Source organism: Methylobacterium sp. E-065 (genome assembly GCF_022829605.1).
Taxonomy (GTDB): domain Bacteria; phylum Pseudomonadota; class Alphaproteobacteria; order Rhizobiales; family Beijerinckiaceae; genus Methylobacterium.
This window is the reverse complement of the sequence record NZ_JAKSYD010000114.1, coordinates 313,938-337,857: the sequence shown is the minus strand read 5'-3', so window position 1 is coordinate 337,857 and position 23,920 is coordinate 313,938. Positions and strand designations below refer to the sequence as shown.

At 68.5% G+C, this 23,920-nt stretch carries 25 protein-coding genes and 1 tRNA gene; 17 read left to right on the top strand and 9 right to left on the bottom strand.

What is annotated here, in order from left to right:
• The first annotated feature begins 3 nt into the window (after positions 1–3).
• Positions 4–1,437: a glutamate synthase subunit beta gene (locus MKK84_RS15840; RefSeq protein WP_243921238.1), complete on the top strand. Its 1,434-nt coding sequence runs from the start codon at positions 4–6 to the stop codon at positions 1,435–1,437.
• A gap of 93 nt (positions 1,438–1,530) precedes the next feature.
• On the opposite strand, the gene MKK84_RS15835 is transcribed toward MKK84_RS15840, so the two are convergent.
• The 3 genes from MKK84_RS15835 to galE form a co-directional block, all read right to left on the bottom strand.
• Positions 1,531–2,955: a DUF459 domain-containing protein gene (locus MKK84_RS15835; protein ID WP_243921237.1), complete on the bottom strand. Its 1,425-nt coding sequence runs from the start codon at positions 2,953–2,955 to the stop codon at positions 1,531–1,533.
• A 105-nt stretch (positions 2,956–3,060) separates the two neighbouring features.
• Positions 3,061–4,248, bottom strand: a complete 1,188-nt coding sequence (locus MKK84_RS15830) for a lytic murein transglycosylase (RefSeq protein ID WP_243921235.1) — start codon at positions 4,246–4,248, stop codon at positions 3,061–3,063.
• Between the two features lie 4 nt (positions 4,249–4,252).
• Positions 4,253–5,245 carry a UDP-glucose 4-epimerase GalE gene (gene galE, locus MKK84_RS15825; protein ID WP_243921233.1) on the bottom strand — a complete coding sequence of 331 codons (993 nt, stop codon included), beginning with the start codon at positions 5,243–5,245 and terminating at the stop codon, positions 4,253–4,255.
• 331 nt (positions 5,246–5,576) lie between these two features.
• Between galE and MKK84_RS15820 the strand changes: the two genes are divergently transcribed.
• On the top strand, positions 5,577–6,446 hold the full coding sequence (locus MKK84_RS15820) for a UTP--glucose-1-phosphate uridylyltransferase (RefSeq protein ID WP_243921231.1): 870 nt from the start codon (positions 5,577–5,579) through the stop codon (positions 6,444–6,446).
• A gap of 272 nt (positions 6,447–6,718) precedes the next feature.
• On the opposite strand, the gene MKK84_RS15815 is transcribed toward MKK84_RS15820, so the two are convergent.
• Positions 6,719–7,621 (bottom strand): N-formylglutamate amidohydrolase, encoded by a 903-nt coding sequence (locus MKK84_RS15815; protein ID WP_243921229.1) that lies wholly within the window; start codon positions 7,619–7,621, stop codon positions 6,719–6,721.
• 206 nt (positions 7,622–7,827) lie between these two features.
• Here MKK84_RS15815 and cpdR point away from each other — a divergent pair, with 206 nt between their 5' ends.
• From cpdR to MKK84_RS15795, 4 genes are all read left to right on the top strand, one after another.
• Positions 7,828–8,184 carry a cell cycle two-component system response regulator CpdR gene (cpdR, locus tag MKK84_RS15810; protein WP_003603128.1) on the top strand — a complete coding sequence of 119 codons (357 nt, stop codon included), beginning with the start codon at positions 7,828–7,830 and terminating at the stop codon, positions 8,182–8,184.
• Positions 8,185–8,306: 122 nt separating this feature from the next.
• On the top strand, positions 8,307–8,576 hold the full coding sequence (grxC, locus tag MKK84_RS15805) for a glutaredoxin 3 (protein ID WP_243921227.1): 270 nt from the start codon (positions 8,307–8,309) through the stop codon (positions 8,574–8,576).
• A complete protein-coding gene (locus tag MKK84_RS15800; RefSeq protein WP_243921225.1) occupies positions 8,569–9,426 on the top strand; it encodes a carbon-nitrogen hydrolase family protein in 858 nt (285 codons plus the stop codon). Before grxC ends, MKK84_RS15800 begins: the two co-directional genes overlap by 8 nt.
• 17 nt (positions 9,427–9,443) lie before the next feature.
• Entirely contained in the window at positions 9,444–9,893 is a 450-nt protein-coding gene (locus MKK84_RS15795) for a DUF1178 family protein (protein ID WP_243921222.1), read from the top strand.
• Positions 9,894–9,945: 52 nt separating this feature from the next.
• On the opposite strand, the gene MKK84_RS15790 is transcribed toward MKK84_RS15795, so the two are convergent.
• The gene (locus MKK84_RS15790; protein WP_243921220.1) at positions 9,946–10,434 is read right to left on the bottom strand and encodes a disulfide bond formation protein B; all 489 of its coding nucleotides are present in this window, start codon (positions 10,432–10,434) and stop codon (positions 9,946–9,948) included.
• 2 nt (positions 10,435–10,436) lie between these two features.
• Entirely contained in the window at positions 10,437–11,018 is a 582-nt protein-coding gene (locus tag MKK84_RS15785) for a YqaA family protein (protein WP_243921218.1), read from the bottom strand.
• 126 nt (positions 11,019–11,144) lie between these two features.
• On the opposite strand from MKK84_RS15785, the gene MKK84_RS15780 reads away from it, so the two are divergent.
• The 4 genes from MKK84_RS15780 to MKK84_RS15765 all read left to right on the top strand — a co-directional run bounded on the left by MKK84_RS15780 (position 11,145) and on the right by MKK84_RS15765 (position 13,621).
• A tRNA-Leu gene (locus MKK84_RS15780) sits at positions 11,145–11,229 on the top strand.
• Positions 11,230–11,416: 187 nt separating this feature from the next.
• A complete protein-coding gene (locus MKK84_RS15775) occupies positions 11,417–12,358 on the top strand; it encodes an NAD(P)/FAD-dependent oxidoreductase (RefSeq protein WP_243921216.1) in 942 nt (313 codons plus the stop codon).
• Positions 12,355–13,281: a histone deacetylase gene (locus tag MKK84_RS15770; RefSeq protein WP_243921214.1), complete on the top strand. Its 927-nt coding sequence runs from the start codon at positions 12,355–12,357 to the stop codon at positions 13,279–13,281. The genes MKK84_RS15775 and MKK84_RS15770 overlap by 4 nt, the downstream gene beginning before the upstream one ends.
• A gap of 166 nt (positions 13,282–13,447) precedes the next feature.
• Positions 13,448–13,621, top strand: a complete 174-nt coding sequence (locus MKK84_RS15765; protein ID WP_243921212.1) for a hypothetical protein — start codon at positions 13,448–13,450, stop codon at positions 13,619–13,621.
• Between the two features lie 34 nt (positions 13,622–13,655).
• Here MKK84_RS15765 and MKK84_RS15760 read toward each other — a convergent pair whose 3' ends face one another.
• The 3 genes from MKK84_RS15760 to MKK84_RS15750 form a co-directional block, all read right to left on the bottom strand.
• A complete protein-coding gene (locus tag MKK84_RS15760; protein ID WP_243921210.1) occupies positions 13,656–14,822 on the bottom strand; it encodes an alanine racemase in 1,167 nt (388 codons plus the stop codon).
• A 99-nt stretch (positions 14,823–14,921) separates the two neighbouring features.
• Positions 14,922–15,557: a 2-dehydro-3-deoxy-6-phosphogalactonate aldolase gene (locus tag MKK84_RS15755; protein ID WP_243921208.1), complete on the bottom strand. Its 636-nt coding sequence runs from the start codon at positions 15,555–15,557 to the stop codon at positions 14,922–14,924.
• On the bottom strand, positions 15,554–16,432 hold the full coding sequence (locus MKK84_RS15750; protein ID WP_243921206.1) for a 2-dehydro-3-deoxygalactonokinase: 879 nt from the start codon (positions 16,430–16,432) through the stop codon (positions 15,554–15,556). The genes MKK84_RS15755 and MKK84_RS15750 overlap by 4 nt, the downstream gene beginning before the upstream one ends.
• Before the next feature lie 215 nt (positions 16,433–16,647).
• Between MKK84_RS15750 and MKK84_RS15745 the strand changes: the two genes are divergently transcribed.
• The 7 genes from MKK84_RS15745 (at position 16,648) to mutL (ending at position 23,826) form a co-directional block, all read left to right on the top strand.
• Entirely contained in the window at positions 16,648–17,406 is a 759-nt protein-coding gene (locus MKK84_RS15745; protein WP_243921204.1) for an ABC transporter ATP-binding protein, read from the top strand.
• Positions 17,399–18,142: an ABC transporter ATP-binding protein gene (locus MKK84_RS15740; protein WP_243921202.1), complete on the top strand. Its 744-nt coding sequence runs from the start codon at positions 17,399–17,401 to the stop codon at positions 18,140–18,142. The genes MKK84_RS15745 and MKK84_RS15740 overlap by 8 nt, the downstream gene beginning before the upstream one ends.
• Before the next feature lie 93 nt (positions 18,143–18,235).
• Entirely contained in the window at positions 18,236–19,453 is a 1,218-nt protein-coding gene (locus tag MKK84_RS15735; protein ID WP_243921200.1) for an ABC transporter substrate-binding protein, read from the top strand.
• Between the two features lie 28 nt (positions 19,454–19,481).
• Positions 19,482–20,369, top strand: a complete 888-nt coding sequence (locus MKK84_RS15730; protein WP_243921198.1) for a branched-chain amino acid ABC transporter permease — start codon at positions 19,482–19,484, stop codon at positions 20,367–20,369.
• A 22-nt stretch (positions 20,370–20,391) separates the two neighbouring features.
• Complete coding sequence (locus MKK84_RS15725; RefSeq protein WP_243921196.1) at positions 20,392–21,378, top strand: branched-chain amino acid ABC transporter permease; 987 nt, start codon at positions 20,392–20,394, stop codon at positions 21,376–21,378.
• 94 nt (positions 21,379–21,472) lie between these two features.
• The gene (locus MKK84_RS15720) at positions 21,473–21,826 is read left to right on the top strand and encodes a hypothetical protein (protein WP_243921194.1); all 354 of its coding nucleotides are present in this window, start codon (positions 21,473–21,475) and stop codon (positions 21,824–21,826) included.
• Between the two features lie 50 nt (positions 21,827–21,876).
• Positions 21,877–23,826 (top strand): DNA mismatch repair endonuclease MutL, encoded by a 1,950-nt coding sequence (gene mutL, locus MKK84_RS15715; RefSeq protein ID WP_243921192.1) that lies wholly within the window; start codon positions 21,877–21,879, stop codon positions 23,824–23,826.
• Positions 23,827–23,920: the final 94 nt, after the last annotated feature.

Here is a 23,920-nt window from a genome sequence, read left to right as displayed (position 1 = left end):
TCAATGGGCAAGATCACAGGCTTCCTCGAATTCGACCGGCAGGAGCAGAAGTATCAGCTCGCCGCCGACCGGGTCCGGCATTTTCGCGAGTTCACGCTCCCGCTCGACGAGCATGACCTGACCAAACAGGCGGCGCGCTGCATGGATTGCGGCATCCCGTTCTGTCACGGCCCGACCGGCTGCCCGGTCCACAACCAGATCCCGGACTGGAACGACCTCGTGTTCCAGTCGGATTGGGAGGAGGCCTCGCGCAACCTCCACTCGACCAACAACTTTCCGGAATTCACTGGCCGCGTCTGCCCCGCGCCCTGCGAGGAAGCCTGCACGCTGAACCTCGAGAACCAGCCGGTCGCTATCAAGACGATCGAGCAGGCGATCGCCGACCGGGCGTGGAACATGGGCTGGGTGAAACCGGAGCCGGCGCAGATCCGCACCGGCAAGCGGGTGGCGGTGGTGGGCTCGGGCCCGGCCGGCATGGCGGCGGCGCAGCAGCTCGCCCGGGTCGGGCACGACGTCCACGTCTTCGAACGTGAGCCGAAGGCCGGCGGTTTGCTCCGCTACGGCATCCCGGACTTCAAGATGGAGAAGCGCCACATCGACCGGCGCGTGCGCCAGATGGAGGCCGAAGGCGTCGTCTTCCACTACAACCAGAATATCGGCGTGACGAAACCGGTGGACGAGTTGAAGGCCGAGTTCGACGCCGTGATGTTCTGCGGTGGCGCCGAGGATCCGCGCAATCCGCAGCTGCCCGGCCAGGAGCTGGAGGGCGTGCACTACGCGATGCCCTTCCTCGTCCAGTCCAACCGGCGGGTGAACAACGAACCGATGCGCGGCAACGGCGAGCAGCCGATTCTGGCCAGCGGCAAGAACGTGGTGGTGATCGGTGGCGGCGACACCGCCTCCGATTGCGTCGGCACGGCGTTCCGCCAGGGGGCCCTGTCGGTGACGCAGCTCGACATCCGCCCGCGGCCGCCGGAGCGCGAGGACAAGCTGACCGTGTGGCCCTACTGGCCGACCAAGATGCGCACCTCCTCCAGCCAGGCCGAGGGCGCGGAGCGCGAGTTCCAGGCGGCAACGCTCCGGCTCGAAGGCAACAAGAAGGGACGGCTTACGGGCGTCGTCTGCGCCCGGGTCGATGCCAAGCGCCAGCCGATCGAGGGTTCGGAATTCGTCCTACCGGCCGACCTCGTCTTCATGGCGATTGGCTTTGCCGGGTCGGTCCAGAAGGGGCTGCTGGAGCAGTCCGGGATCGGCGTCGACAAGCGCGGCAACGTCGAGGCGAACGAGGAGGATTATCGCACCTCCGACGCGAAGATCTGGGCGGCCGGCGACATGCGCCGGGGTCAGTCGCTGGTGGTCTGGGCGATCCGTGAGGGTCGACAGGCGGCCCGCGCCATTGACGAGATGCTGATGGGTTCGAGCGTTCTGCCACGGTAGGACTGCGCCGCTCCTCCCCCTTGTCGTGAGGGGGGAGCGTTGTTCGCTGAGGCTACTGGTGTGAGAGCGAAGAATCTCAGGCCGGTAACGGCTTCAGCCTGGGGGCCAGCGAAAATCGTCGGCCCGCCCGGGCTGCGGCATCGGCGCGTTCCCGCGCAGCAGCGTTCGCTCGACCGTCCCGAGATTGTCCGCATCCCGCGGGCGCCCGGTCAGCAGGGAGCCGCCGGGCGAGACTTCCGTCCGGCTCAGCGGAATGACGGGCCCGGCCGCGGGCTTGACCGGCAGCGCCGGGACACCGGGGGGTTCCGGCAGGCTCGGCAGCATCGCGGTGATCTGCCGATCAATTGCCGCCGTGTCGGTGGACTGCCCGGTCCCGTCGAGGCTCGGGGCGACGACCGCGGGTAGCCCGCTCGGGGCCACGGTGGCGGACGGTTGATCGGCCGGCGCCGGCGCGGTGCCCATCAGGCGCTTGAGCTCGACATCGGCGAAATGCGCGAGCTTCCGGCCGCCGGCCTTCGTGAAATGAACGCCGTCGGCGGTGCGGAGCTTGGCGATCTGGCCTTCGGGGTCGGGCCCGGAGGCCGCGTAACGGTCCCGATCGTCGACGAAGCCCGGCCAGATATCGACATAGGTCGCGCCCGCCTTGGTCACGCTGTCGCGCACGATGTCGTTGATCGCAGCCAAATCGCGGCTCAGCGACTCGCTCTGCACGGGCGGCAGCCCGACCCAGACCAGCGGCAGCTTGCGGTCGGTGAACACCTTGATGAGCGCATCGACCCGCGCCCGGTACAGGGTGCGCCAGCGATCGGTTAGAGGATCGACGGTCTCTTCGCCGTCTCGGATCGGCTGCCGGTCGTTGGCGCCCAGCATCACAAGGGCGTAGCGAACCTTTGGGTTCGTCTGGAGGTAATCCTGGGCCACCTTCGGCCAGTCGATCACGTCCTGGCGGACGAGCCCGCTGTCGCCCTTGGCGCGGTCGATCACAGCGACATCGGCGTTGTCCTCGAAGACGTCGTCGAGGCCCTTCGCCAGATGATCCGCCAGGGAATCGCCGAACACGGCGATCTGCACATGAGGCTCGGTCTTGGCGATGGCGGGCTTCGGTGGCGTCGGAGCCCGGGCGGGGCGCACCCGGCGTTTGATCGCGGGTATTGGCCGCTGGGCCTCGGCGGGACTGTAGCTGTTGCGGGGACGCGGGGCCCGGTAGGTCCGCTCGGGCGGGGGCGCGACGGGTTGCGGCCGGTCCTCCCAGGGCCAGTAGAACTGGCGCGGCGCCTCCTGCGGCGGCGCGGCGCGGGGCTGGCGCCCATAGCTTCCGTCATCCCGGTAATAGGCGTCCCGGGGGCGACGGCGTGGGGGCGCCTCATAGTAGGTGCCATTGCCGGGCTGCTGATAGCCGTCGCCCCATTGCGCGAAGGCGGGGGCGCCGCCGAGCAGCGGAAGGGCACAGAGCCAGAGCGCAGTGGCGAGACCCAGATGCACCGGCCGTCTTGAGCCGCAGCGACCAGCGACGTTCATGCGTATCCCGCACTCTTCACAACGAACGGAGCCGTCCGAAACCGCTGCACTATAGGGCGAAGTGGTTGCCGGGTCTAAATGTGCTCGCGGGCGGAGCCGGCGCGTTCATCGACCGGCGACGCGGGCGAGAAGGGCAGCGGTCGCGTAGCCGTCCGCGGGCAGGCCCACGCTGATCTGATAGCGCCGCACCGCCTCGCGGAGCTTGGGCCCGGCACGGCCATCCGCCGGACCATCATAGAAGCCTCCCGCGGCGAGGCCGGCCTGAAGCGCGCGCAATCCCGACCCGTCGAGGCTCGGCCCCGCAGGCCAGGACGCGGCCAGCGCCGGGCCGCCCCCGAGGCGGTCGGCGAGATGGCCTACGGCCAGTGCGTAGGAATCCGAGGTGTTGTAGCCCCGGATCACCTCGAAATTGTCGGTGATCAGAAAGACCGGCGCCCCGAGCCCGCCCGGCAGAAACAGGCTGGCACGCCCCCGTGCCGGCAGCGGACTGCCATCCGTGCGTCGAACGCCCCGGTCGGCGAAGGCCGAAAGGTCGTCGGTGTAGCGCGCCAGATCGAAGCCCTCCGGCAGGCGCACCTCGTATCCCCAGGACAGGGCCGGATTCCAGCCGAGATCCTTGAGATAGGCTGCGATGGAGGCGAGCGAGTCGGGGGCGCTGGTCCAGATGTCGCGATGGCCGTCGCCATCGAAATCGACCGCGTGCGCGAGATAGGTGGAGGGCAGGAACTGGACCTGACCCATGGCCCCCGCCCAGCTTCCGCTCATCCGCGCCGGTGTGATGTCGCCCCGCTGCAGGATGGTGAGAGCCGCCAGCAGCTCGTCGCGGAACAGGGTACCCCGGTGGCCCGCTTGCGCCAGCGTCGCGAGGGCGCGGATCGTCGGGACATCGCCCGCACTGGCGCCGAAATCGGATTCAATGCCCCAGATCGCCAGCACCACCGGGCCAGGCAGGCCGTACCGCGTCTCGATCCCCCGGAGCGTCGAGCCCAGCGCGGCGGCACGCGCACGGCCCCGAGCAATCCGGCCGGCCGAGGCCGCATTGACCAGATAATCCCAGACTGGCCGGACGAACTCGCTCTGCCGACGCGTCCGCGCCAGGATCGCAGCATCTGGAGCCACGATCCCGCGAAAGGCTGCATCGAAGGTCTGAGGTGTCACGCCGCGAGCTGCCGCATCGGGGCGCAGGGCGGTGACGAAGGCCCGGAAGGCACTGTCGGCGCCCGCACCGTCCTTCGCCCGCGCAACCCCCGGAAGGCACAGGCTGGCCGCGAGCAACGCCCTCCGCGACAGCACCCGGTCAGATCCGGTTGCGCTTGGCGAGGCGGTCCTCCCAGGCGAGCGCCTGACCCACGATCGCGTCGAGATCGTCGTGTTGCGGACGCCAGCCCAGACGGTCCCGGATCAACCCCGCCTCGGCCACGATCTGGGCCGGATCGCCGGGCCGCCGCGGACACAGCCGCACCGCGAAGTCGCGACCGGAAATCCGCTTCACCACCTCGATGACGTCGAGCACCGAGTAGCCGCGCCCGTAACCGCAATTCAGCGTCAGGCTGTCGCCGCCCGAGCGCAGATGATCGAGCGCGACCCGGTGCGCCTCGGCGAGGTCCGAGACCTGGATGTAGTCGCGCAGGCACGAGCCGTCGGGCGTCGGGTAGTCGGTGCCGTAGACGTCGAGCCGCTCGCGCTGGCCGAGCGCCGCCTGCGTGGCGACCTTGATCAGATGGGTCGCGTTCGGCGTCGACTGCCCGGACCGGCCCTGGGGGTCGGCGCCCGCGACGTTGAAATAGCGCAGGATCACATAGGTGAAGTCGTGGGCCGCTGCCGCGTCGGCGATCATCCACTCGCTCATCAGCTTCGAGCGGCCATAGGGGTTGATCGGCTTCAGCGGCAGATCCTCGGGGACCGGCACGACCTCCGGCTCGCCGTAGACCGCCGCCGTCGAGGAGAAGATCACGTGGCGCACGCCGGCGCGGACCGCGGCCTCGATCAGCGAGCGGGTCTTTACGGTGTTGGCGAGGTAGTAGCCGAGCGGGTCCGACACGGATTCGGGGACCACGATCTTGGCGGCGAAATGGGCCAGCGCGTCGATGCGATGCTGCAGGATGGTCTGGGTGACGAGGGCTTGGTCCGCCACGTCGCCCACCACGAGCTTGACGCCTTCCGGCACGGCCCAGTCGAAGCCGGTCGAGAGATCGTCGAGAACCACGACCTCCTCGTGGCCGGCGTCGAGCAGCGCCAAAACCATATGGCTGCCGATATATCCGGCACCGCCCGTTACTAGGACCGCCATGTCACCCCCTCGATGCCGCCGCCATTAGGGCCGTACTCGATCGCATTGCAATCACGCGCGGCTCTTAACCTCTGTTTTGACGCGCTCTTGCGCCCAACCGGCGTCCACTTTGGCGGAGAGCCCTTTAAGCCTGCTTACGTGGTTGCAGACGCTATATTTACGGCACACTGCCCCATACTATCCACATTGGGGTCTTGCGACGCGCCGCATTAGCCTGTCTCACTGCGGCGCCCGCCGGAAATGTGGGCCCGCTCCGGCATGGGGCGCGTCCAGCCAGTCGTTCTTTATCGTTGTTCACGTCGTTTCATTCAGTCCTTGGGGTTACCGATCGATGAAACCGATCCGCAAGGCCGTCCTGCCCGTCGCGGGCCTGGGCACGCGCTTCCTGCCAGCGACCAAGGCGGTCCCGAAGGAAATGCTTACGGTCGTCGACCGGCCGGTCGTTCAGCACGTCGTCGATGAGGCCCGGGAGGCCGGCATCGAGCATTTCGTCTTCGTGACGGGACGCGGCAAGGCGGTCATCGAAGATCATTTCGACATCGCCTACGAGCTCGACCACACCCTCCAGGAGCGCGGAAAGACCGCCGCCTACGAGGACCTCAAGAAGGATTTGCCGAAGGCGGGGCAGACGAGCTTCACCCGCCAGCAGGCCCCACTCGGGTTGGGCCACGCGGTGTGGTGCGCCCGCGAGATCATCGGTGACGAACCCTTCGCGGTGCTGCTGCCGGACATGCTCAGCCGCGGCTGCATGCAGCAGATGCTGGCGACCTACGAGCGCCACGGCGGCAACGTCATCGCGGTTGAGGAAGTCGCCCCGGAGGAGACGCATCAGTACGGGATCGTCAGCGTCGGCGAGACCTTCGGCCAGTCCTTCCAAATTACCGGCATGGTCGAGAAGCCCAAGCAGGGCACCGCGCCATCGAACTACATCATCTCCGGGCGCTACATCCTGCAGCCTGAGATCTTCGGCATTCTCGAGCACGGCAAGAAGGGCGCGGGCGGCGAAATTCAGCTCACGGATGCCATGATCGACCTGATGGGAACGCAGGACTTCTACGGCATGCGTTACGAGGGCCGGACCTACGACACCGGATCCAAACTCGGCTTCCTGGTTGCGAACCTCGCCTATGCCCTGGAGCGCAAGGATTTGGTTAATCCGCTCAAGGCCGAGATCGCCAAGCTGCTGAAGGAACATGGCTGACCGAGTGCCGCATCGGCTCTACCGCGATCCGGTTCCCGGCCTGTCGCGGGAGGCAGGTATGCGTCGGATGCGGCCCGGTCCGCGATTTTATCCTTGCGTCTTGTGCGCCGCACTTTATTTTGTGCATTGCGAGATCGCGATGGCGTCGCGGTCCCGCAGCCCTTCTTGGGCGTTTCCTCCCTAGACTTCGGGCCGCTCCTTCGGGAGTGGCCTTTTTTGTTTTACCCAGGCTTTCGTGCTGACGGATCGTCGCGCTGCCGAGGGAGCGCGCGTTATTCGGCTGCCATCCGGCGGGGTGTCAGATCACCGAGATCGGATGCGACGTCCATGATGATGGCCCGCAGCGACTCCACCAGCCCCTGAAACCCGGCATGCGTCGCGAGGCTGTTCTCATTCATGTAGAGCGCGCGATTGAGCTCGATCTGCAGCGCATGACGCCCGAGGTTCGGCTCGCCGTAATGCTCGGTGATGAAGCCGCCCGCGTAGGGCTTGTTGCGCACCACGCGGAAGCCCCGTGCGCGGAAGGCGGCTTCGAACCCGTCGATGAGCGCGGGCGCGCAGGCGGTGCCGAAACGGTCCCCGAGCACGACGTCGGCCTTCATCTCCGCGTCGCGCCCCAGGCTCGATGACGGCATGGAATGGCAGTCGATCAGCACGCAATGACCGTGGTGCTTGGCGGTGCGCTGGAGCAGGCTGCGCAGCAGCCGGTGATACGGCTTGTACAGTCCCTCGATCCGCGCCGTCGCCTCCTCGACCGGGAGCCGCCGGGCATAGATCTCCTGACCGTCGGCGACGACGCGCGGAACCGTCCCCAGGCCGCCGGCAACCCGCATCGAGCGGGTGTTGGCGAAGGGCGGCAGCCGCCCGTCGAACATCCGCGGGTCGAGCTCGAACGGCTCGCGATTCACATCCAGGAAGGCGCGCGGGAAATTGGCCCGCAGCAGCGGCGCACCGAGTTCGACCACGTGTGCGAACAGGCGCTCGACATGCGCGTCCTCCGACCGGCGCAGGGCCAGGGCATCGAGGCGCGACGCGGCGATGAAATGCGGGGGGTAGACGGCCCCGGAATGGCCGGTATTGAAGACGAAGGGCAGGATATGCGTCGCGGGTTCGTCCACTGCAAAGGGTGGCGCGAATCCGAAGGCGTCTGGCTTGACCGATTCGGGAGCGCTCATCGATGCGTGGACAACCCGGCGGTGGAAGGAGCACAGCAGATCCGCACTGTGGTGCGCGTTCGCTCGCCTGTCCACTCCGCGCCGTCGGTCTGTCTTGCCATCGGCGACACAGGCAGCGTGCGGTTCGCCGACAATCCTAACACCTTGTTTACCATCCCGTCCCTTTATGGGATCAACACCACGATACGAAGGCTCGGATCCGGCCGATGAAAATCCTGCTGGCGGAAGACGACAACGACATGCGCCGGTTTCTGGCGAAGGCGTTGCAGAATGCGGGCTACGACGTCCTGTCCTTCGACAACGGCCTCTCGGCCTACAACCGGCTGCGTGAGGAGCCGTTCGAGCTGCTGCTGACCGATATCGTGATGCCCGAGATGGACGGCATCGAGTTGGCGCGGCGCGCCACCGAGCTCGATCCCGACATCAAGGTCATGTTCATCACCGGTTTCGCGGCCGTGGCGCTGAACCCCGATTCCAAGGCGCCGAAGGACGCGAAGGTCCTGTCGAAGCCGTTCCATCTGCGCGACCTCGTCAACGAGGTCGAGAAGCTTCTCGCGGCCTGACGGATACCCGGATCGGCCGGATGTCCGGTCGAGACGGATTAAGCCTGTGACCAAGCGGACATAGGCAATTCGGCCTGCGCTCACCTATATGTCGGGTGGTCACGCGCGGGACTTCGAACGCCATGCAGCCGGTCACCATCTACACCACGGCGTGGTGTCCCTATTGTTCGGCGGCCAAGAGCCTGCTGAAGCAGAAGGACGTCTCCTTCCAGGAGATCGATGTCGAGCGCGTTCAGGGCGCCCGCGCCACGATGGTCGGCAAGGCCGGTGGCCGGACCAGCGTGCCTCAGATCTTCGTGGGCGCCACGCATGTCGGCGGTTGCGATGACCTCTATGCCCTCGACCGGGCCGGCAAGCTCGATCCCCTCCTGAAAGACACAGCCGATGCGTGAGGCCCGGTTCACGGCCGCCTGCATCCAGATGCGCTCGGGCCGCGACCCGGGCGCCAACCGTGACGCGGCTGTCGCGGGCGTGCGCGATGCGGCCGCCCGGGGCGCGGCCTACGTGCAGACGCCCGAAATGACGTCCCTGGTGGAGCGCAGCCGCGAGCGTCTGTTCGCGAACGTCACCACCGAGGATCGGGATCCGACGCTGGCAGCTTTGCGCGAGGCCGCGCGGGAGACCAGTACGGTGGTGCAGGTCGGCTCCATCGCGGTGCGGTCTGGCGATAAGATTGCCAACCGCGCCTACCTAATCGATGCCGAGGGCGCGATCGTCGCGGCTTATGACAAGCTGCATCTGTTCGATGTCGATCTACCCAGCGGTGAACGCTGGCGCGAATCAGCGACGTATACGGCCGGCGCCTGCGCGGTGGCCGCCGAAACGTCGCTGGCCACGATCGGCCTGACGATCTGCTACGACATCCGCTTCCCTGGCCTGTACCGCGCCCTCGCGGAGGCGGGGGCCGAGGTGTTGACCGCGCCGGCCTGTTTCACCCGTCAGACGGGGGCGGCGCACTGGCACGTCTTGCAGCGGGCACGGGCGATCGAAACCGGCGCCTTCGTGATCTCGGCGGCGCAGGGCGGTGTCCACGAGGATGGGCGCGAGACCTTCGGACACTCGCTCATCGTCGATCCCTGGGGACGTATCCTCGCCGATGCGGGCGGGGACGAGCCCGGCCTCATCCTGGCGGAGATCGACTTGGCGCAGGTCGCAGATGCGCGCGCGCGGATTCCGTCGCTGAAGCACGGGCGCGCATTCACCGTCGAGCGGGTCGGCCGGCCGGTCGAAGCCGCACAGTAGACACCCGAAGAAAAAGAATGATCCGGTACAGTCTCGTCTGCGAGGCCGGACACGGCTTCGAGAGCTGGTTCCCGTCCTCCGATTCCTTCGACACCCAAGTGGCGCGCGGCCTCGTGGCCTGCCCAGTCTGCGACAGCACCGCGGTCGGCAAGGCCCTGATGGTGCCGAGCATCGCGCGTACCGACCGGGGACCGGTCGCGCGTCCGGCGCAGGCCGAGGCTCCCGTGGCCCTGATCGCCGAGCCCGAGCGGCAGGTCCGGGCGATGTTGAAGGCCCTGCGCGAGCACGTCGTGTCGAATTCCGAGCATGTCGGCCCACGCTTCCCCGAGGAGGCGCGTAAGATCCATTACGGCGAGGCGGAAGGCCGCTCGATCTACGGGGAGGCCAGCCCCGCCGAGGCGCGTGCCCTGATCGATGAGGGAATCGAAGTCGCCGCGATCCCGATCCTGCCGGACGATCGCAACTAGGACCTTTGCCCGACGGGCAAGAACCGGATCGGCGACCGCGACTTCGATTCGTTCAGCGCCGCACCGCGGCGGTTCCCGCCAGGGAGGCCAGCAGGAACGCCAGAAGCGCGTTCCAGCCGGCCAGTGAGACCCCAAGCACCCGAAGGGCCGCCACCGAGCAATCCACCACCTTGGTGGTCTGCAGGGTGTTCAGGAAGTCGCCGACCTGGCCGGGGTTGGCACCCGTTCCCCCGCCGCAATCGGTTGGCCCCGGCCAGAAGCCCCATTCGGCGCCCGCGTGATAGACGCCGATGCCGGCACCGTAGAGCAGGCCCAGGGCGGCGAGCCCGAGGGCCATCCGGGCGATGCGCTCCGGGGCAAACAGCGCGATGAGACCGAGCGGTACGGCCGCGTAATACGGCAGGCGTTCGGTCAGGCACAGCTTGCAGGGCGAATAACCGTATCCGTACTGCATCACCAACACGGCCCCGAGGGTCGCGGCGGAAATAATCACCAGCCATAGGCTGGCGGTTTTGAGACGAAGCGCGGCCGCCGTATTCATGGCTACAGGATCACCTTGAACAGCAGGAACCCGAGGACGATCAGAGCGACGGAGATCGCCACCACCGCGTTGAGATGCCGATCGAGGACGCCGCGGATCTGGACACCGTAGCGACCGAGCAGACCGGCCAGGATGAAGAATCGGGCGCCACGGGTGATGACCGACAGGACGAAAAACCAGAACAGAGAGTAATGGGCGAAGCCCGACGTGATCGTGACGAGCTTGTAGGGGATCGGCGTGAGCCCCTTCAGCAGGATCACCCAATGCCCGTATCGGGCGTAGGAATCCTGGAAGGTCGCGGCCGAATTCTGCAGCCCGTAGAGGCGGATCAGCCATTCCCCGACGGAATCGAACAGCAGGGCGCCGATCGCGTAGCCGACGAGGCCGCCGAGGACCGACGCCACGGTCGCGATGGTGGCGTAGAGCCAGACCCGATCGGGTCGGCTGACCGCCATCGGTACCAGCATCGCGTCCGGCGGTACGGGGAAGAACGAACTTTCGGCGAAGGCCACGGCGCCGAGCGCGTAGGGCGCGGAGGGCCTGACGCTGAGGGCCAGGATCCACGCATAGAGCCGGCGGAGCATTCGATCTCCCGAACTGAAGAAGCGGATGCCCTTTGAGCATAGGTGCCACGCCTTGGCCAGATCGCCGGCGCGCGCGAAAAATACGCTTGGCCGGCGCATGGGACCTGTGCGATGAGCGCCGTGCATGCGGGTATGGCGGAATTGGTAGACGCGGGCGACTCAAAATCGCCAGCCGCAAGGCGTGGGGGTTCGATTCCCTCTACCCGCACCAGCCGACCGAACGTGCGCTTCCCAACACGGATCCAGCCAAGCCGGCGCGTCCTGAGTGATGCACCACCTACCGGGTGTTCGGACTCGTCTGTCGCTCCGGGACGCAGCGTCGCGCTGTCCCCGATCGGGGCCGCCCTATCTGGACCGAGACGCGGCCAGCCAGGCCGCCCCGCAGCCAGGGCAGGGCCGTGAGCGACCGTCGAAGTGTGGCGATCCTGGGGGCCGGCATGGCCGGAGCCGCGGCGGCCCGCAGGCTGTCGCAAGCCGGACTGACCGTGCAGGTGTTCGACAAGGGACGCGCCATCGGCGGACGAATGGCGACCCGCCGGCACGGGTCGATGCAGTTCGACCATGGCGCTCAGTTCATGCGGGCGCACGGGCCCGCCTTCGAGGCTCAGCTGAACGAGTGGGAGCGACGCGGCATCGCGGCGCCCTGGGTGGGCGCCGGGCGTTACGTCGGCGTGCCCGCTATGACGGCGCCGGTGAGGGATCTCCTGGCCGGGCTTCCCGTCGCGAGCGAGACGACGATCACCCGGATCTGCCGAAGCGGAACGACGTGGCAGGTCGAGGCTGCCGCGGAGGCGATCCATGGTCCCTTCGACGCCGTGGCGATCACCTTTCCCGCGCCGCAGGTGGAAGCCCTGCTGGACGCATCCGGATACGCCCTTCCGGGCGCCGAGCGCGCGGCCTACGCCCCGTGCTGGTCGCTGATGATCGCCGCGAAAGGCGCCGTGACGGAGGCCCTGATCGAACCGCGGGCGGATCCGATCGGGCTGATCGCGGCCGACGGGTCGAAGCCGGGCCGCTCCGGGGGCGAACGGCTGACGATCCATGCGACGGCCGATTGGTCACGCGACCATCTCGAGGAGCCGAAGGAAGCAATCATCGCCGCGCTGCTCCAAGCGGCCGAACGTCATCTCGGCACGGCCTTGCGTCCGGTTTACGCGGAGGCCCACCGCTGGCGCTACGCCCAGGTCGAGCGCCCCCTGGGGGTGCGCAACCTTTACGATCCGGCCCTGCGGCTCGGCGCGGCCGGCGACTGGTGCCTCGGGGCGCGGATCGAGGCCGCCTATGACAGCGGATCGGCGCTGGCCGGGGCCATCCTGGCCGATCTCGGCGCCGGGGCATGATTCCGCCGATTGCCTTCCACCCTGCCTACGAGGCCAGCCTGCCCGCGGGTCACCGCTTCCCGATGCGGAAATACGGATTGCTGGCCGAGACGCTGATCGCCAGGGGGCTCGCGCCACTGGGCTTCGTGACGCCCGAGCCGGCCACTGCGGAGATCCTGCTGCGCGCCCACGATCCGGCTTACGTGGAGGCGGTCATCACCTGCACCGTGTCCCGGGACATCGAGAAGGCGATCGGGCTGCCGGTCGACGCTGCGGTCGTCCGGCGCTCGCGCAGCTCCGTGGGCGGGACCTTGCTGGCCGCCCGACTGGCGCTTGCGGAGGGGCTCGCGGGCAGCGCCGCGGGCGGCAGCCACCACGCCCGCCGGCAGCAGGGAGCCGGCTTCTGCGTGCTCAACGATGTGGCGGTCGCGGCTCGGACGCTTCAGGCCGAGGGGCTGGTGCGGCGCGCTTTGGTGGTCGACCTCGACGTCCATCAGGGCGACGGCACGGCCGATTGCCTGGCCCTGTGCCCCGACCTGTTCACGCTCTCCATTCACTGCGAGAACAACTACCCGTCCCAGAAGATTGCCGGCGATCTGGATATCGGCCTGCCGGACAGGCTCGGTGACGACGCGTACCTCGCCGTGCTGCGCGCCCGCCTGCCGCAGCTGCTCGACGCGTTAAGACCGGATCTCGTCTTCTACAACGCTGGCGTCGACCCGCACCGGGATGACCGGTTGGGCCGACTCTGCCTCAGCGACGAGGGCCTGCTGGCCCGGGACCGGTTCGTCGTGGCTCAGGCCCGAGCCCGCGGAATCCCCCTCGTGGCGGTGATCGGCGGCGGCTACGCGACGGATGTCGAGGCCCTGGCGCGGCGCCACACTCTGGTCTTCGAAGCGCTGGCCGCCGAGGCCGCAAGCGCCTCGGCCGGTGCAGGGCGCTGAGTTCTTCCACCAGAATGATGCGCCGCCGCATCAGTGTTGGATGAACCGGGGTGATCCGATGACTTGGTAAGGTTTGCGCAAGCCTCGCAGCACAGGCTGCCAGAACTGCGGATGGCCTGCGCCACGCATCCGCACCCTGCAATCGGTTGCCGTTGAGGTTGGGTCCATGCTTGCGCGGGTCTGGGACGTGCTGAAGGCGACACTGGCGGTGGCGGCCCTGATCGCCGCCGCCCTCGTATCGGCCGACAAGCTCGACCGGCAGCGGGCGCAACCGGCGATCGCCGTCGTGGCCGGCGAACCGGTGATCACGGGCGCCATCGCGCCCGGCGCGCACCCCTGAACGACAGTCACGTTGGTTTGAGGGGCGATCAGCCCTACCAGCCGTTGATCCGCGGCCAGATCGCGCCGGTGAGACGGCCGCTCGCCATGGCATGGTAGCGGTCATGCTGCGCCCCCGTGGCGCAGGCGTGATTGGGCAGGATGCGCAGGCGCGCGCCGATCGGAAGATCGGGCAGGACGGCCGTCGAGCCTTTCCGCAGGGCCAGGATTCCGTGCTCCTGATTGGCGTCGGCGACGATCAGGTCTGGATAGGGCTGGCCGGTGCGGTCGCACGCAAGGCCGTAGCCCTGGTCGACCGCCTGCCGGGCCGTGCCCCGGTCGCGCGACAACGCCATCCAGCCGGCATCGGTGATGATCCAGCCCTTCTCCCGCTGGTGGCCGATCACCGTGGCCAGGACGGTGAGTGCGATGTCCGCCACCGCGCAGGAGCCGACGCCGGCCTGGAACAGGTCTCCGATCATGAAGACGCCGGCGCGGACCTCGGTGATGCCGTCCAGAGTCTCGGCGTAACGCGCCGTCGGGGTGGAGCCGACGCTGACTACCGGACAGGGCAGGCCGGCGTCCCGGAGCGATCCCGCCGCCATTACCGCGGCCACGCGCTCGGCCTCGGCGGCAGCCCGGAGCGCGTCCGGCTCGCTCAGCCCATAGCTGTCGCCGGCGTGCAGCAGAACGCCGCGCAGGCTGGCCTCCCCAGCAAGGACGCGACCGATCGCCACGAGCGTTTCCGAATCCTGCGGCTTCACACCGGAGCGGTGGCCATCCGCGTCGACCTCGATCAGCACCGGGAGGCGGTCGCCGGTGCGGCGGTTCCAGGCCGCCACGGCCTCCGCCTGCTCGAGCGAGTCGAGGATGATCGCCAGATCGGTCTGCCAATGCCGCCGGATCCAGCCGACACGTTCGAGTTTCTGCGGCGCGATCCCGACGGCGTAGATCATGTCGCGGACGCCGCCTTCGGCGAAGTACTCGGCCTCGCGAAGCGTGGAGACGGTCGCGGGACCCGCCTCGCTCGCCATGGCGATCCGGGCGACGTCGCGGGACTTGGCGGTCTTGAGATGCGGCCGCAGGGCCACGCCGAGCCCGTCGAGCCGCGCACGCAGAGTGGCGACGTTGGCTTCCAGCCGATCGGCGTCGAGCAGGAGGCAGGGCGTCTCGATGAGGTCGAGCCCGTCATCCTCGGCCGATACCGCGATCTCGTCCGCCATCACGCCGCTCCCGATTGTCCAGGGACGGCTGTCTGATAGGCGTTTGCCGGCGCGGGTCCAAGATGGGCTGGCCGTGGACCTCGCACCGGGCAGAACGCCTCAGGCGGATGTTCGCACCGCCGCCACGAAAGCCGCCGCGTCGCGCGCGACATCGGCCGCCGCCTTGCCGGGACGGTAGAGGCTCGAGCCGAGGCCGAAGCCATCCGCGCTCGCCGCGCGCCAAGCGGCGATGCCCTCCGGCGTCACGCCGCCCACGGCGAGGACACGGGTTCCGGAGGGCAGCACGGCCCGGTGGGCCCGCAACGCTGCCGTCGAGGCGACATCCGCCGGGAACAGCTTTAGCGCAGTTGCGCCGGCCGCGAGCGCCGTGAAGGCCTCGGTCGGCGTCTGGTAGCCGGGCAGGGAGACCAGGCTGAGCGCGCGGGTCGCGCGGATCACCGCCGGGTCCACGTTGGGCGAGACGATCAGGCGTCCACCCGCCGCACCGACCGCCTCGACCTGCGCGGGCTGAAGGACCGTTCCGGCCCCGACAAGGGCGCGCCCGGCCAGGCGCTCGGCGAGGAGTGCGATGCTGCGCAGCGGATCGGGCGAGTTGAGCGGCACCTCGATCAGCGTGAAGCCCGCATCCACGAGGGCATCGCCCACCGCGGGCGCCTCCTCCGGCGTCAAACCCCGCAGGATCGCGACCAGCGGACAGGCGGCGAAGGCCGCTTCGAATCGTTCGGGGACCGTCATGCGTTCAGGCTCCAGAGGGCATGGATACCGGCCGTGGTCGATCCGCCCGGCACGATGACGGACGTCCCACCCAACTCCGCGATCGCGAAACCATAGAGCTCGGCCAGGGCGCCACCGCCCAGCAGATGGACCGGCCGGCGGCTCAGGTCGTCCCGGGTCGCGACATCCGCGCCGATCAGCACGCCGCTGGCATAGGCCGCCGCCTCGGACGCTTCGAGCCGGTCGAGCAGCAGCCCGGCCCGGACCTCGAACAGGGTCGCGGCGAGATTGCCGGACGCGATCCCCCGGTGAAGCCCGCGACGGAACGGGGCTCCGTCCGAAACAACGCCATCAAGCATGCTGGCCAAGATTCCGTGACTGCGCAGCAGTGCGAAGAGTTCGCCGGTCATCACAGTGGTGAAAGTCGTGATGGCGCCGTCGATCGTCTCGATCCACTTGTTGTGTGTGCCGGGCTGACAGAACAGCGCGGTCGCCGGTGCGGCGCCCGCGTGGATCGCGCCGAGCACCTGGATCTCCTCGCCCCGCATCACGTCGGGGCGTCGGCCGTCCCGCAGGGCGACACCGGGAACGATGCGCACGCCGGGCGCGGCTTCCCGGCAGGATGCGGCCAGCCGGTCCAGCGTGGCGGGCGCATCGACGTAGGGCGCCTCGCACCAGCCGCGGCTCGATCCCACCATGCCCACCGCGATGACCGGCTCCGCGCCCAGGCGCGCCCGCAACGCCGCGATCTCGGCCGGGTACGCGTCCCGCGCGAGGCTCAGCACGCCGCGATCGTCCCGCAGGGATTCCAGCACCGTCCCATCCGGTGCCATCGCGTAGGCGCGCCGGTTGGTGGTGCCCCAGTCGACCGCGATATAGGCCGCGTGACGGGCCATGCGTTTTCCTCCCGCTAAAGCGGCGAATTTGTCTGAGTTATAAAGCCTCCCCGGCGTGGTCAAGCTTCGGCTGGTTCTGTCCCCGACACGCGACACCGATATACCAGCCGGGGATTGTCGCGCCGTGCCGCGCGTTTGCGATGGACGGACCCGCTGCGCTTCGGCGATATGGCGGCAAGATTCAAAACAAGAATCACACCTTGGGAGGAACGTGCTTGGCACGGGACGTGATCCTGGCGACCGACGGCCTGACGATGGAATTCCGCGGCTTCCGCGCCGTGAACGGCGTGGCGCTGCAGGTGGAGCGCGGGACGATCCACGCGCTCATCGGGCCGAACGGGGCCGGTAAGACCACCTGCTTCAACCTGCTGACCAAGTTCCTGATCCCGACTGCTGGCACGATCCGCTACAAGGATCGCGACATCACCGGCCTGAGGGCCGCCGACGTGGCCCGGCTGGGCCTCGTGCGGTCGTTTCAGATCTCGGCCGTCTTCCCCCATTTGACCGTGATGGAAAACGTCCGCATCGCCCTGCAGCGGCGGCGGCGCGGCGATTCCTTCGATTTCTGGCGGCCCGAGCGGGTGCTCCGGGCGCTGAACGGCGAGGCGTTGGCGCTGGTCGAGGATGTCGGCCTGTCCGAATTTGCTGACGTGCCCGCTGTGGAACTGTCCTATGGCCGCAAGCGCGCGCTGGAGATTGCCACGACGCTGGCCCTTGATCCCGAGATGCTGCTGCTTGACGAGCCGATGGCCGGCATGGGCCACGAGGACGTCGAGCGCACGGCGCAGCTCATCCGCCGGGTCTCCAAAAGCCGAACCATCCTGATGGTGGAGCACAACCTGTCGGTGGTGGCGTCCCTGTCGGATCGTATCACCGTGCTGGCCCGCGGGCAGGTGCTCGCCGAGGGCGATTACGCCACCGTCTCCAAGGATTCCCGCGTGATCGAGGCTTATATCGGGGCCGGACATGCTTGAGGCGACCGCGAAGGCATACACGCCCGCCGTGGCAGCCGGCGCACTCCTCACCGTCCGCGGCCTGGAGGGCTGGTACGGCGAGAGCCACGTGCTCCACGGCATCGATATCGATGTCCGGACCGGCGAGGTGATCACGCTGCTCGGCCGCAACGGCGCCGGCAAGACCACGACGCTGCGGGCGATCATCGGCATCCTCGGCAAGCGCGCCGGCTCGATCGTCTACGACGGTGTCGAGACGGTCCGGATGGCCTCGCGCAACATCGCCCGCCTCGGCATCGGCTACGTGCCGGAGGAGCGCGGCATCTTCGCGAGCCTCACGGTCCACGAGAACCTGATGCTGCCGCCGCGGGTGAAGCCCGGCGGCATGACGGTCGCCGAGATCCACACGCTGTTCCCGAATCTGAAGGAGCGGGCCGGCAGCCAGGGCACCAAGCTCTCGGGCGGCGAGCAGCAGATGCTGGCGATCGGCCGGATCCTGCGCACCGGGGCCAAGCTGATCCTGCTCGACGAGCCGACCGAAGGTCTCGCGCCGGTCATCGTCCAGCAGATCGGCCGGACCATCCAGCAGTTGAAGGGGCAGGGTTACACCATCATCCTGGTCGAACAGAACTTCCGCTTCGCCCAGACGCTGGCGGACCGGCATTTCGTGATCGAGCAGGGGCGCGTGGTCGACATGATCCCGAACGCCGAGCTAGACGCCAATATCGACAAGCTGCACGCCTATCTCGGCGTCTGAAGGCTGTCCAAGAATACTGTCGAAGCGCCGAGATCGGCGTCCCGAATTCAGGCCGGCGGACAATCGTCAAGCCGATAGTGGATGGAAACGCGTATGTTCGGACGTATCGCCCGGCCCGTCACCCTCGCGGCCCTCGCGGGCGCCCTGATGATGGGCACCGCAGCGGCGCAGACCACCGTGAAGATCGGCATCCTCGGTGACCGCTCGGGCGCCTATTCGGACATCAGCGGCGAGGGCTCGGTCGTGGCCGCCAAGCTCGCGGTCGAGGATTTCAAGCCGGAGCAGCACGGGCTGAAGGTCGAGATCGTCTCGGCCGACCACCAGAACAAGCCGGATGTCGGGGCGGCCATCGCCCGGCAATGGTACGACCGCGACGCCGTCGACATGATCACGGACGGTGTGACCTCCTCGGTGGCTTTGGCGATCAGCCAGGTCACCAAGGAGAAGAACAAGGTCTTCATTGACACCGGCGCCGGCACCGCCGACCTCACCGGCCCGCAATGCACGCCGAACACGATCCACTGGGTCTACGACACCGTGGCGCTCGCCAACGGCACGGGCGGCGCCATGGTGAAGCGCGGCGGCACCACGTGGTTCTTCCTCACCGCCGATTACGTGTTCGGCCAGACGCTCCAGCGCGACACCAGCGCGGTGATCACCAAGAACGGCGGCAAGGTCCTGGGCTCGGTGAAGACCCCGTTCCCGACCTCGGACTTCTCGTCCTTCCTGCTCCAGGCGCAAGGGTCGGGCGCGAAGGTGATCGGGCTCGCCAATGCCGGCACCGACACGATCAACTCGATCAAGCAGGCGGGCGAGTTCGGCATCACCGAAGGCGGGCAGGCGCTGGCCGGACTACTCGTCTTCTCCTCTGACGTGCATTCGCTCGGCACCAAGGTCGCCCAGGGGCTGGTGCTGACCGAGCCGTTCTACTGGGACCTGAACGACCAGACCCGCGCCTTCTCGGACCGCTTCGCCAAGCAGATGAAGGGCGGCTCGAAGCCGACCGCCAACCATGCCGGCGTGTATTCCGACGTGCTGCACTACCTGAAGGCGGTGGCGGAGACGAAATCGACCGCCGACGGTGCGGCCACGGTCGCCAAGATGAAGGCGATGCCGACGGACGATCCGCTGTTCGGCAAGGGCGTGATCCGCGCCGACGGGCGCAAGATCCACGACATGTACCTGTTCGAGGTCAAGAAGCCCGCCGAGTCGAAGAGCGAGTGGGACCTGTACAAGAAGCTCGAGACCATCCCGGGCGATCAGGTCTTCCGCCCGCTCAACGAGGGCAACTGCCCCCTCGTTAAGGGCTGAGCATGGTATCGGAGCGCGGGGACCGGCCATGACAACGATCTTCGGTGTGCCGATGCAGGCCCTGTTCGGGCAGTTGCTGCTCGGCCTGATCAACGGCTCGTTCTACGCGATCCTGTCGCTCGGGCTCGCGATCATCTTCGGGCTTCTGAACATCATCAACTTCGCCCACGGCGCGCTCTACATGATGGGCGCGTTCGTGGCCTGGATGCTGCTCACCTATGTCGGGCTCGGCTATTGGTGGGCGCTGGGGCTGGCACCGCTCGTGGTCGGCGCCTTCGGGATCGTGCTGGAGCGGCTGCTGATCGCCCGGCTCTACAAGCTCGACCACCTCTACGGCCTGCTCCTGACCTTCGGGCTGGCGCTGATCATCCAGGGCCTGTTCCGCAACCAGTACGGCGTCTCGGGCCTGCCCTACGCGATCCCGCCCGAGCTGTCGGGCGGCCAGCGCCTGCCGTTCATGTTCCTGCCGAACTACCGGGCCTGGGTGGTCGTGGCGTCGCTCACCGTCTGCATCGCCACCTGGCTCGTGATCGAGAAGACGAAGCTCGGCGCCTATCTACGCGCCGCCACCGAGAACCCGACCCTGGTCCAGGCCTTCGGCGTGAACGTGCCGCTGTTCCTGACGCTGACCTACGGGTTCGGCGTCGCGCTGGCGGGCTTCGCGGGCGTGCTCGCCGCGCCGATCTACTCGGTGAACCCCAACATGGGCGCCGACATCATCATCGTGGTGTTCGCCGTGGTGGTGATCGGCGGCATGGGCTCGATCATCGGTTCGGTGATCACGGGCTTCGCCCTCGGCCTCGTTGAGGGGCTGACCAAGGTGTTCTACCCGGAGGCGTCGGCCACCGTGATCTTCGTGATCATGGTGCTGGTGCTGCTCGTCAAACCCGCCGGCCTGTTCGGGCGCACGGCCTGACCCGCGAAGAGGCTCGACACCCATGGCCGACACCGCCGCCATCGACGCCGCCCCGATCGCCGCAGCCTTGCCGACGACCCGGGACGACAAGGCGCTTCACCGCCTGATCTTCATCGGCATCGCCGTGCTGCTGATCGTGGCGCCGCTGGTGCTCTACCCCGTCTACCTGATGAAGGTGCTGTGCTTCGCGCTGTTCGCGCTCGCCTTCAACCTGCTGCTTGGCTACGGCGGCCTGCTCTCCTTCGGACACGCCGCCTATTTCGGCATGGCGAGCTACCTGTGCGCCTACACGGCCAAGCAGCTCGGCTTCACGCCCGAACTCGCGATCCTCAGCGGAACCGCCACGGCGGCCCTGTTCGGGCTCGTCTTCGGCGCGTTGGCGATTCGTCGCCAGGGCATCTACTTCTCGATGATCACGCTCGCGCTCGCCCAGATGGCGTTCTTCTTCTCCCTGCAGGCGAAGTTCACCGGCGGCGAGGACGGTATCCAGGCGGTGCCCCGCGGCAATCTGTTCGGCGTGATCAGCCTCGCGGACGACCGGGCGATGTACGGCCTCGTCTGCGTGATCTTCATGGCCGGGATGCTGCTGATCTACCGCATCATCCATTCGCCGTTCGGGCAGGTGTTGAAGGCGATCCGCGACAACGAGCCCCGGGCGATCTCGCTGGGCTACCGGGCGAGCCAGTACAAGCTTGCGGTGTTCGTGCTCTCGGCGACGCTGGCAGGGCTCGCTGGCTCCACCAAGGCAATCGTGTTCCAGCTCGCCTCGCTCACCGACGTCCACTGGTCGATGTCGGGCGAGGTGGTGCTGATGACCCTGGTCGGCGGCATGGGCACCGTGTTCGGGCCGATCGTCGGCGCTTTGGTGATCGTCACCATGGAGACCTACCTCGCCCAGTTCGGCGCCTGGGTGACGATCATTCAGGGCTGCGTCTTCGTGCTGTGCGTGCTGCTGTTCCGGGAGGGGATCGTGGGTCTGATCGCCCGCGTGGTGCGACGGCCGTTGTAAATTGGGCCGGCGCCCGCCCGCCGGTTTCTGATTCTGGTCAGTCTTCGTTAACCAAGACCGGTGAACCTGACGCATCAAAGCAGTCAGGTCCGCCATGACGAAGGTCCGTCCCCTCAGCATCGACGATCCTGCGCACGACTGCCCGGTACCACCGGAGACCGTCGGACGCCTGATCAAAGCCGACCACGAAGACACCGCCTTCCTGCTCGACGGGATCCCGGAGGCGACCCGCGCCCGGCTCGCCGTGTGGCTCTACGGCCGTAGCCACACGCACGAGGTCGGTGTCCGGGTGGCCGCGACATGCGAGGGTGCAACCCTGCGCCGGGCGGCCGGGGTCGTCGGCAACGCCCTGTACGACCTGTCCCGCCGCCCCTACGCGGCACCGAGCCACGGCACGCGCGCCGGCGCCAGCCGGATCTCCCTCGGCGGGACGCGGCACCGCGCCTGAGCGACGCCGCCGATTGGATCGAGGCCGGCGAGGGTCTATCGTCGCCGGCAATGTCCACCCAAGTACACTCCGTCCGCCGCCTCGACCCCGTGCTCGTCGATCGCATCGCCGCGGGCGAGGTGGTGGAGCGCCCGGCTTCGGCCGTGAAGGAACTGGTCGAGAACGCCATCGATGCCGGCGCCCGGTCGATCGAGGTGACCGTCGAAGCGGGCGGCCGCCGGCTGATCCGCGTGGTCGACGACGGGCGCGGCATGAATCCGGACGACCTCGACCTCGCGGTCGAGCGCCACGCCACCTCGAAGCTCCCCGGGGGCGATCTGACGGCGATCGACACGCTGGGCTTCCGCGGCGAGGCGCTGCCCTCGATCGGCGCGGTCTCGCGGCTGGCCATCGTAAGCCGAACGCCGGAGGCCGAAGCGGGGGCGAGCCTGATCGTCGAAGCGGGCCTGAAGGGCCCGGTCCGCCCCGCGCCGGCGCAGCGCGGCACCCGGATCGAGGTGACCGAGCTGTTCGCCGCGACCCCCGCTCGGCTGAAGTTCCTCAAGTCCGACCGGGCCGAGAACGCCGCGATTGCCGAAACCCTGCGGCGGCTCGCCGTCACGCAGCCCGGGATCCGCTTCACCCTGCGGGCCGATGCTGCCCAGCCCCTGGTCCTGCCAGCCGAGACCGGGCCCGAGGCGGATCTGCGCCGGCTCACCGCGGTGCTGGGACCGGACTTCGCCGCCAACGCCCTGCCGGTCTCGCTGGCCCGCGAGGGCTTCGCGGTCACCGGCCAGGTCGGCTTGCCGACCTACCACCGGGGCGCGGGGACCCACATCCATCTCGCGGTCAACGGCCGGCCGGTGCGCGACCGGCTGCTGCTCGGGGCCGTGCGCGGCGCCTACGCCGACACCCTGGCCTCGGACCGTCACCCGGTGCTCGGTCTCGTGATCACGTGCGATCCCGAACGGGTCGATGTGAACGTCCATCCGGCCAAGACCGAGGTGCGCTTCCGCGAGCCGGGACTGGTGCGGGCGCTGATTGTCAGCGCCATCCACGACGCCCTGCGCCGGGGCGGCGTCCGCTCGGCCACCACGGGTGCAGCGCGGACCCTCGACGCCCTGCGTCCCGCCGGGCCGGCGCTCGCGATCCATACCGGACAGGCCGCGCCGAGCCTGTTCCAGCCCACGCGGCCGGGCCCGTTCGCGGCCGGAGCGCCCTCAGTGGCGGCGCCCGCGGGCTACAGCGGCTCACAGACGTGGCGACCGGCGCCACGCTCCGCGGAGTCGGCCTATGCCTTGTCCGAGGCGGGTGGTTTCGCGGAGGCGCCCCAAGCCGCCTTCGCAGGGCCCGAGCTGGCGGCCCCGCCGCAGGCGGATGTCCGGCCGCTCGACGAGGCGCCGGAGGCGATCGATCATCCCCTTGGGGCGGCCCGCGCGCAGATCCACGAGACCTACATCCTCGCCCAGACCCGCGATGGCCTCGTGATCGTCGATCAGCACGCGGCCCATGAGCGCCTCGTCTACGAGCGGATGAAGGCCGAGCGGGCCGCGGGTGGCATCGCCCGGCAGGGACTGCTGATCCCCGACGTGGTGGAGTTGAGCCCCGAAGAGGCCGACCGTCTCGTCGCCGCCGCGCCGGACCTCGACCGGCTCGGGCTGACCATCGAGGCGTTCGGCCCCGGGGCCGTTCTGGTCCGGGAGGTGCCGGCCGCGCTGATCCGGGCGTCGGTGCGCGATCTCGTCACCGACATCCTCGACGCCCTCGAAGCGAGCGGCGACGAGGAGGGCGGCGCAGCCGCCGCGGAGGGCGGTGCGCTGGGCCGGCGGCTCGACGCGGTACTCTCGCGCATGAGCTGCCACGGCTCCGTCCGCGCCGGCCGGCGCCTGAGGCCGGAAGAGATGAACGCGCTCCTGCGCGAGATGGAGGCGACGCCGAATTCCGGCCAGTGCAACCACGGCCGCCCGACCTCGATCGAGCTGAAGTTGTCGGACATCGAGCGGCTGTTCGGCCGGCGGTGACCTGTCACTCTCGGCTGTAGGGCGCCGAACAGCTACCGTACTTCGTCTCACCTCGCGGTTGCCTGGACAAGTCCAGATCGTAGAGAGAACAGCC

Coding starts and splice junctions, on each gene's coding strand:
- MKK84_RS15730 (WP_243921198.1), top strand. CDS start 19,482: ATGACAACGATCTTCGGTGTGCCGATGCAGGCCCTGTTCGGGCAGTTG.
- MKK84_RS15740 (WP_243921202.1), top strand. CDS start 17,399: ATGCTTGAGGCGACCGCGAAGGCATACACGCCCGCCGTGGCAGCCGGC.
- MKK84_RS15800 (WP_243921225.1), top strand. CDS start 8,569: ATGCGTGAGGCCCGGTTCACGGCCGCCTGCATCCAGATGCGCTCGGGC.
- MKK84_RS15835 (WP_243921237.1), bottom strand. CDS start 2,955: ATGAACGTCGCTGGTCGCTGCGGCTCAAGACGGCCGGTGCATCTGGGT.
- MKK84_RS15790 (WP_243921220.1), bottom strand. CDS start 10,434: ATGAATACGGCGGCCGCGCTTCGTCTCAAAACCGCCAGCCTATGGCTG.
- mutL (WP_243921192.1), top strand. CDS start 21,877: ATGTCCACCCAAGTACACTCCGTCCGCCGCCTCGACCCCGTGCTCGTC.
- MKK84_RS15785 (WP_243921218.1), bottom strand. CDS start 11,018: ATGCTCCGCCGGCTCTATGCGTGGATCCTGGCCCTCAGCGTCAGGCCC.
- MKK84_RS15840 (WP_243921238.1), top strand. CDS start 4: ATGGGCAAGATCACAGGCTTCCTCGAATTCGACCGGCAGGAGCAGAAG.
- MKK84_RS15770 (WP_243921214.1), top strand. CDS start 12,355: ATGATTCCGCCGATTGCCTTCCACCCTGCCTACGAGGCCAGCCTGCCC.
- MKK84_RS15760 (WP_243921210.1), bottom strand. CDS start 14,822: ATGGCGGACGAGATCGCGGTATCGGCCGAGGATGACGGGCTCGACCTC.
- MKK84_RS15750 (WP_243921206.1), bottom strand. CDS start 16,432: ATGGCCCGTCACGCGGCCTATATCGCGGTCGACTGGGGCACCACCAAC.
- MKK84_RS15795 (WP_243921222.1), top strand. CDS start 9,444: ATGATCCGGTACAGTCTCGTCTGCGAGGCCGGACACGGCTTCGAGAGC.
- grxC (WP_243921227.1), top strand. CDS start 8,307: ATGCAGCCGGTCACCATCTACACCACGGCGTGGTGTCCCTATTGTTCG.
- MKK84_RS15755 (WP_243921208.1), bottom strand. CDS start 15,557: ATGACGGTCCCCGAACGATTCGAAGCGGCCTTCGCCGCCTGTCCGCTG.
- galE (WP_243921233.1), bottom strand. CDS start 5,245: ATGGCGGTCCTAGTAACGGGCGGTGCCGGATATATCGGCAGCCATATG.
- MKK84_RS15820 (WP_243921231.1), top strand. CDS start 5,577: ATGAAACCGATCCGCAAGGCCGTCCTGCCCGTCGCGGGCCTGGGCACG.
- MKK84_RS15720 (WP_243921194.1), top strand. CDS start 21,473: ATGACGAAGGTCCGTCCCCTCAGCATCGACGATCCTGCGCACGACTGC.
- MKK84_RS15735 (WP_243921200.1), top strand. CDS start 18,236: ATGTTCGGACGTATCGCCCGGCCCGTCACCCTCGCGGCCCTCGCGGGC.
- cpdR (WP_003603128.1), top strand. CDS start 7,828: ATGAAAATCCTGCTGGCGGAAGACGACAACGACATGCGCCGGTTTCTG.
- MKK84_RS15725 (WP_243921196.1), top strand. CDS start 20,392: ATGGCCGACACCGCCGCCATCGACGCCGCCCCGATCGCCGCAGCCTTG.
- MKK84_RS15815 (WP_243921229.1), bottom strand. CDS start 7,621: ATGAGCGCTCCCGAATCGGTCAAGCCAGACGCCTTCGGATTCGCGCCA.
- MKK84_RS15765 (WP_243921212.1), top strand. CDS start 13,448: ATGCTTGCGCGGGTCTGGGACGTGCTGAAGGCGACACTGGCGGTGGCG.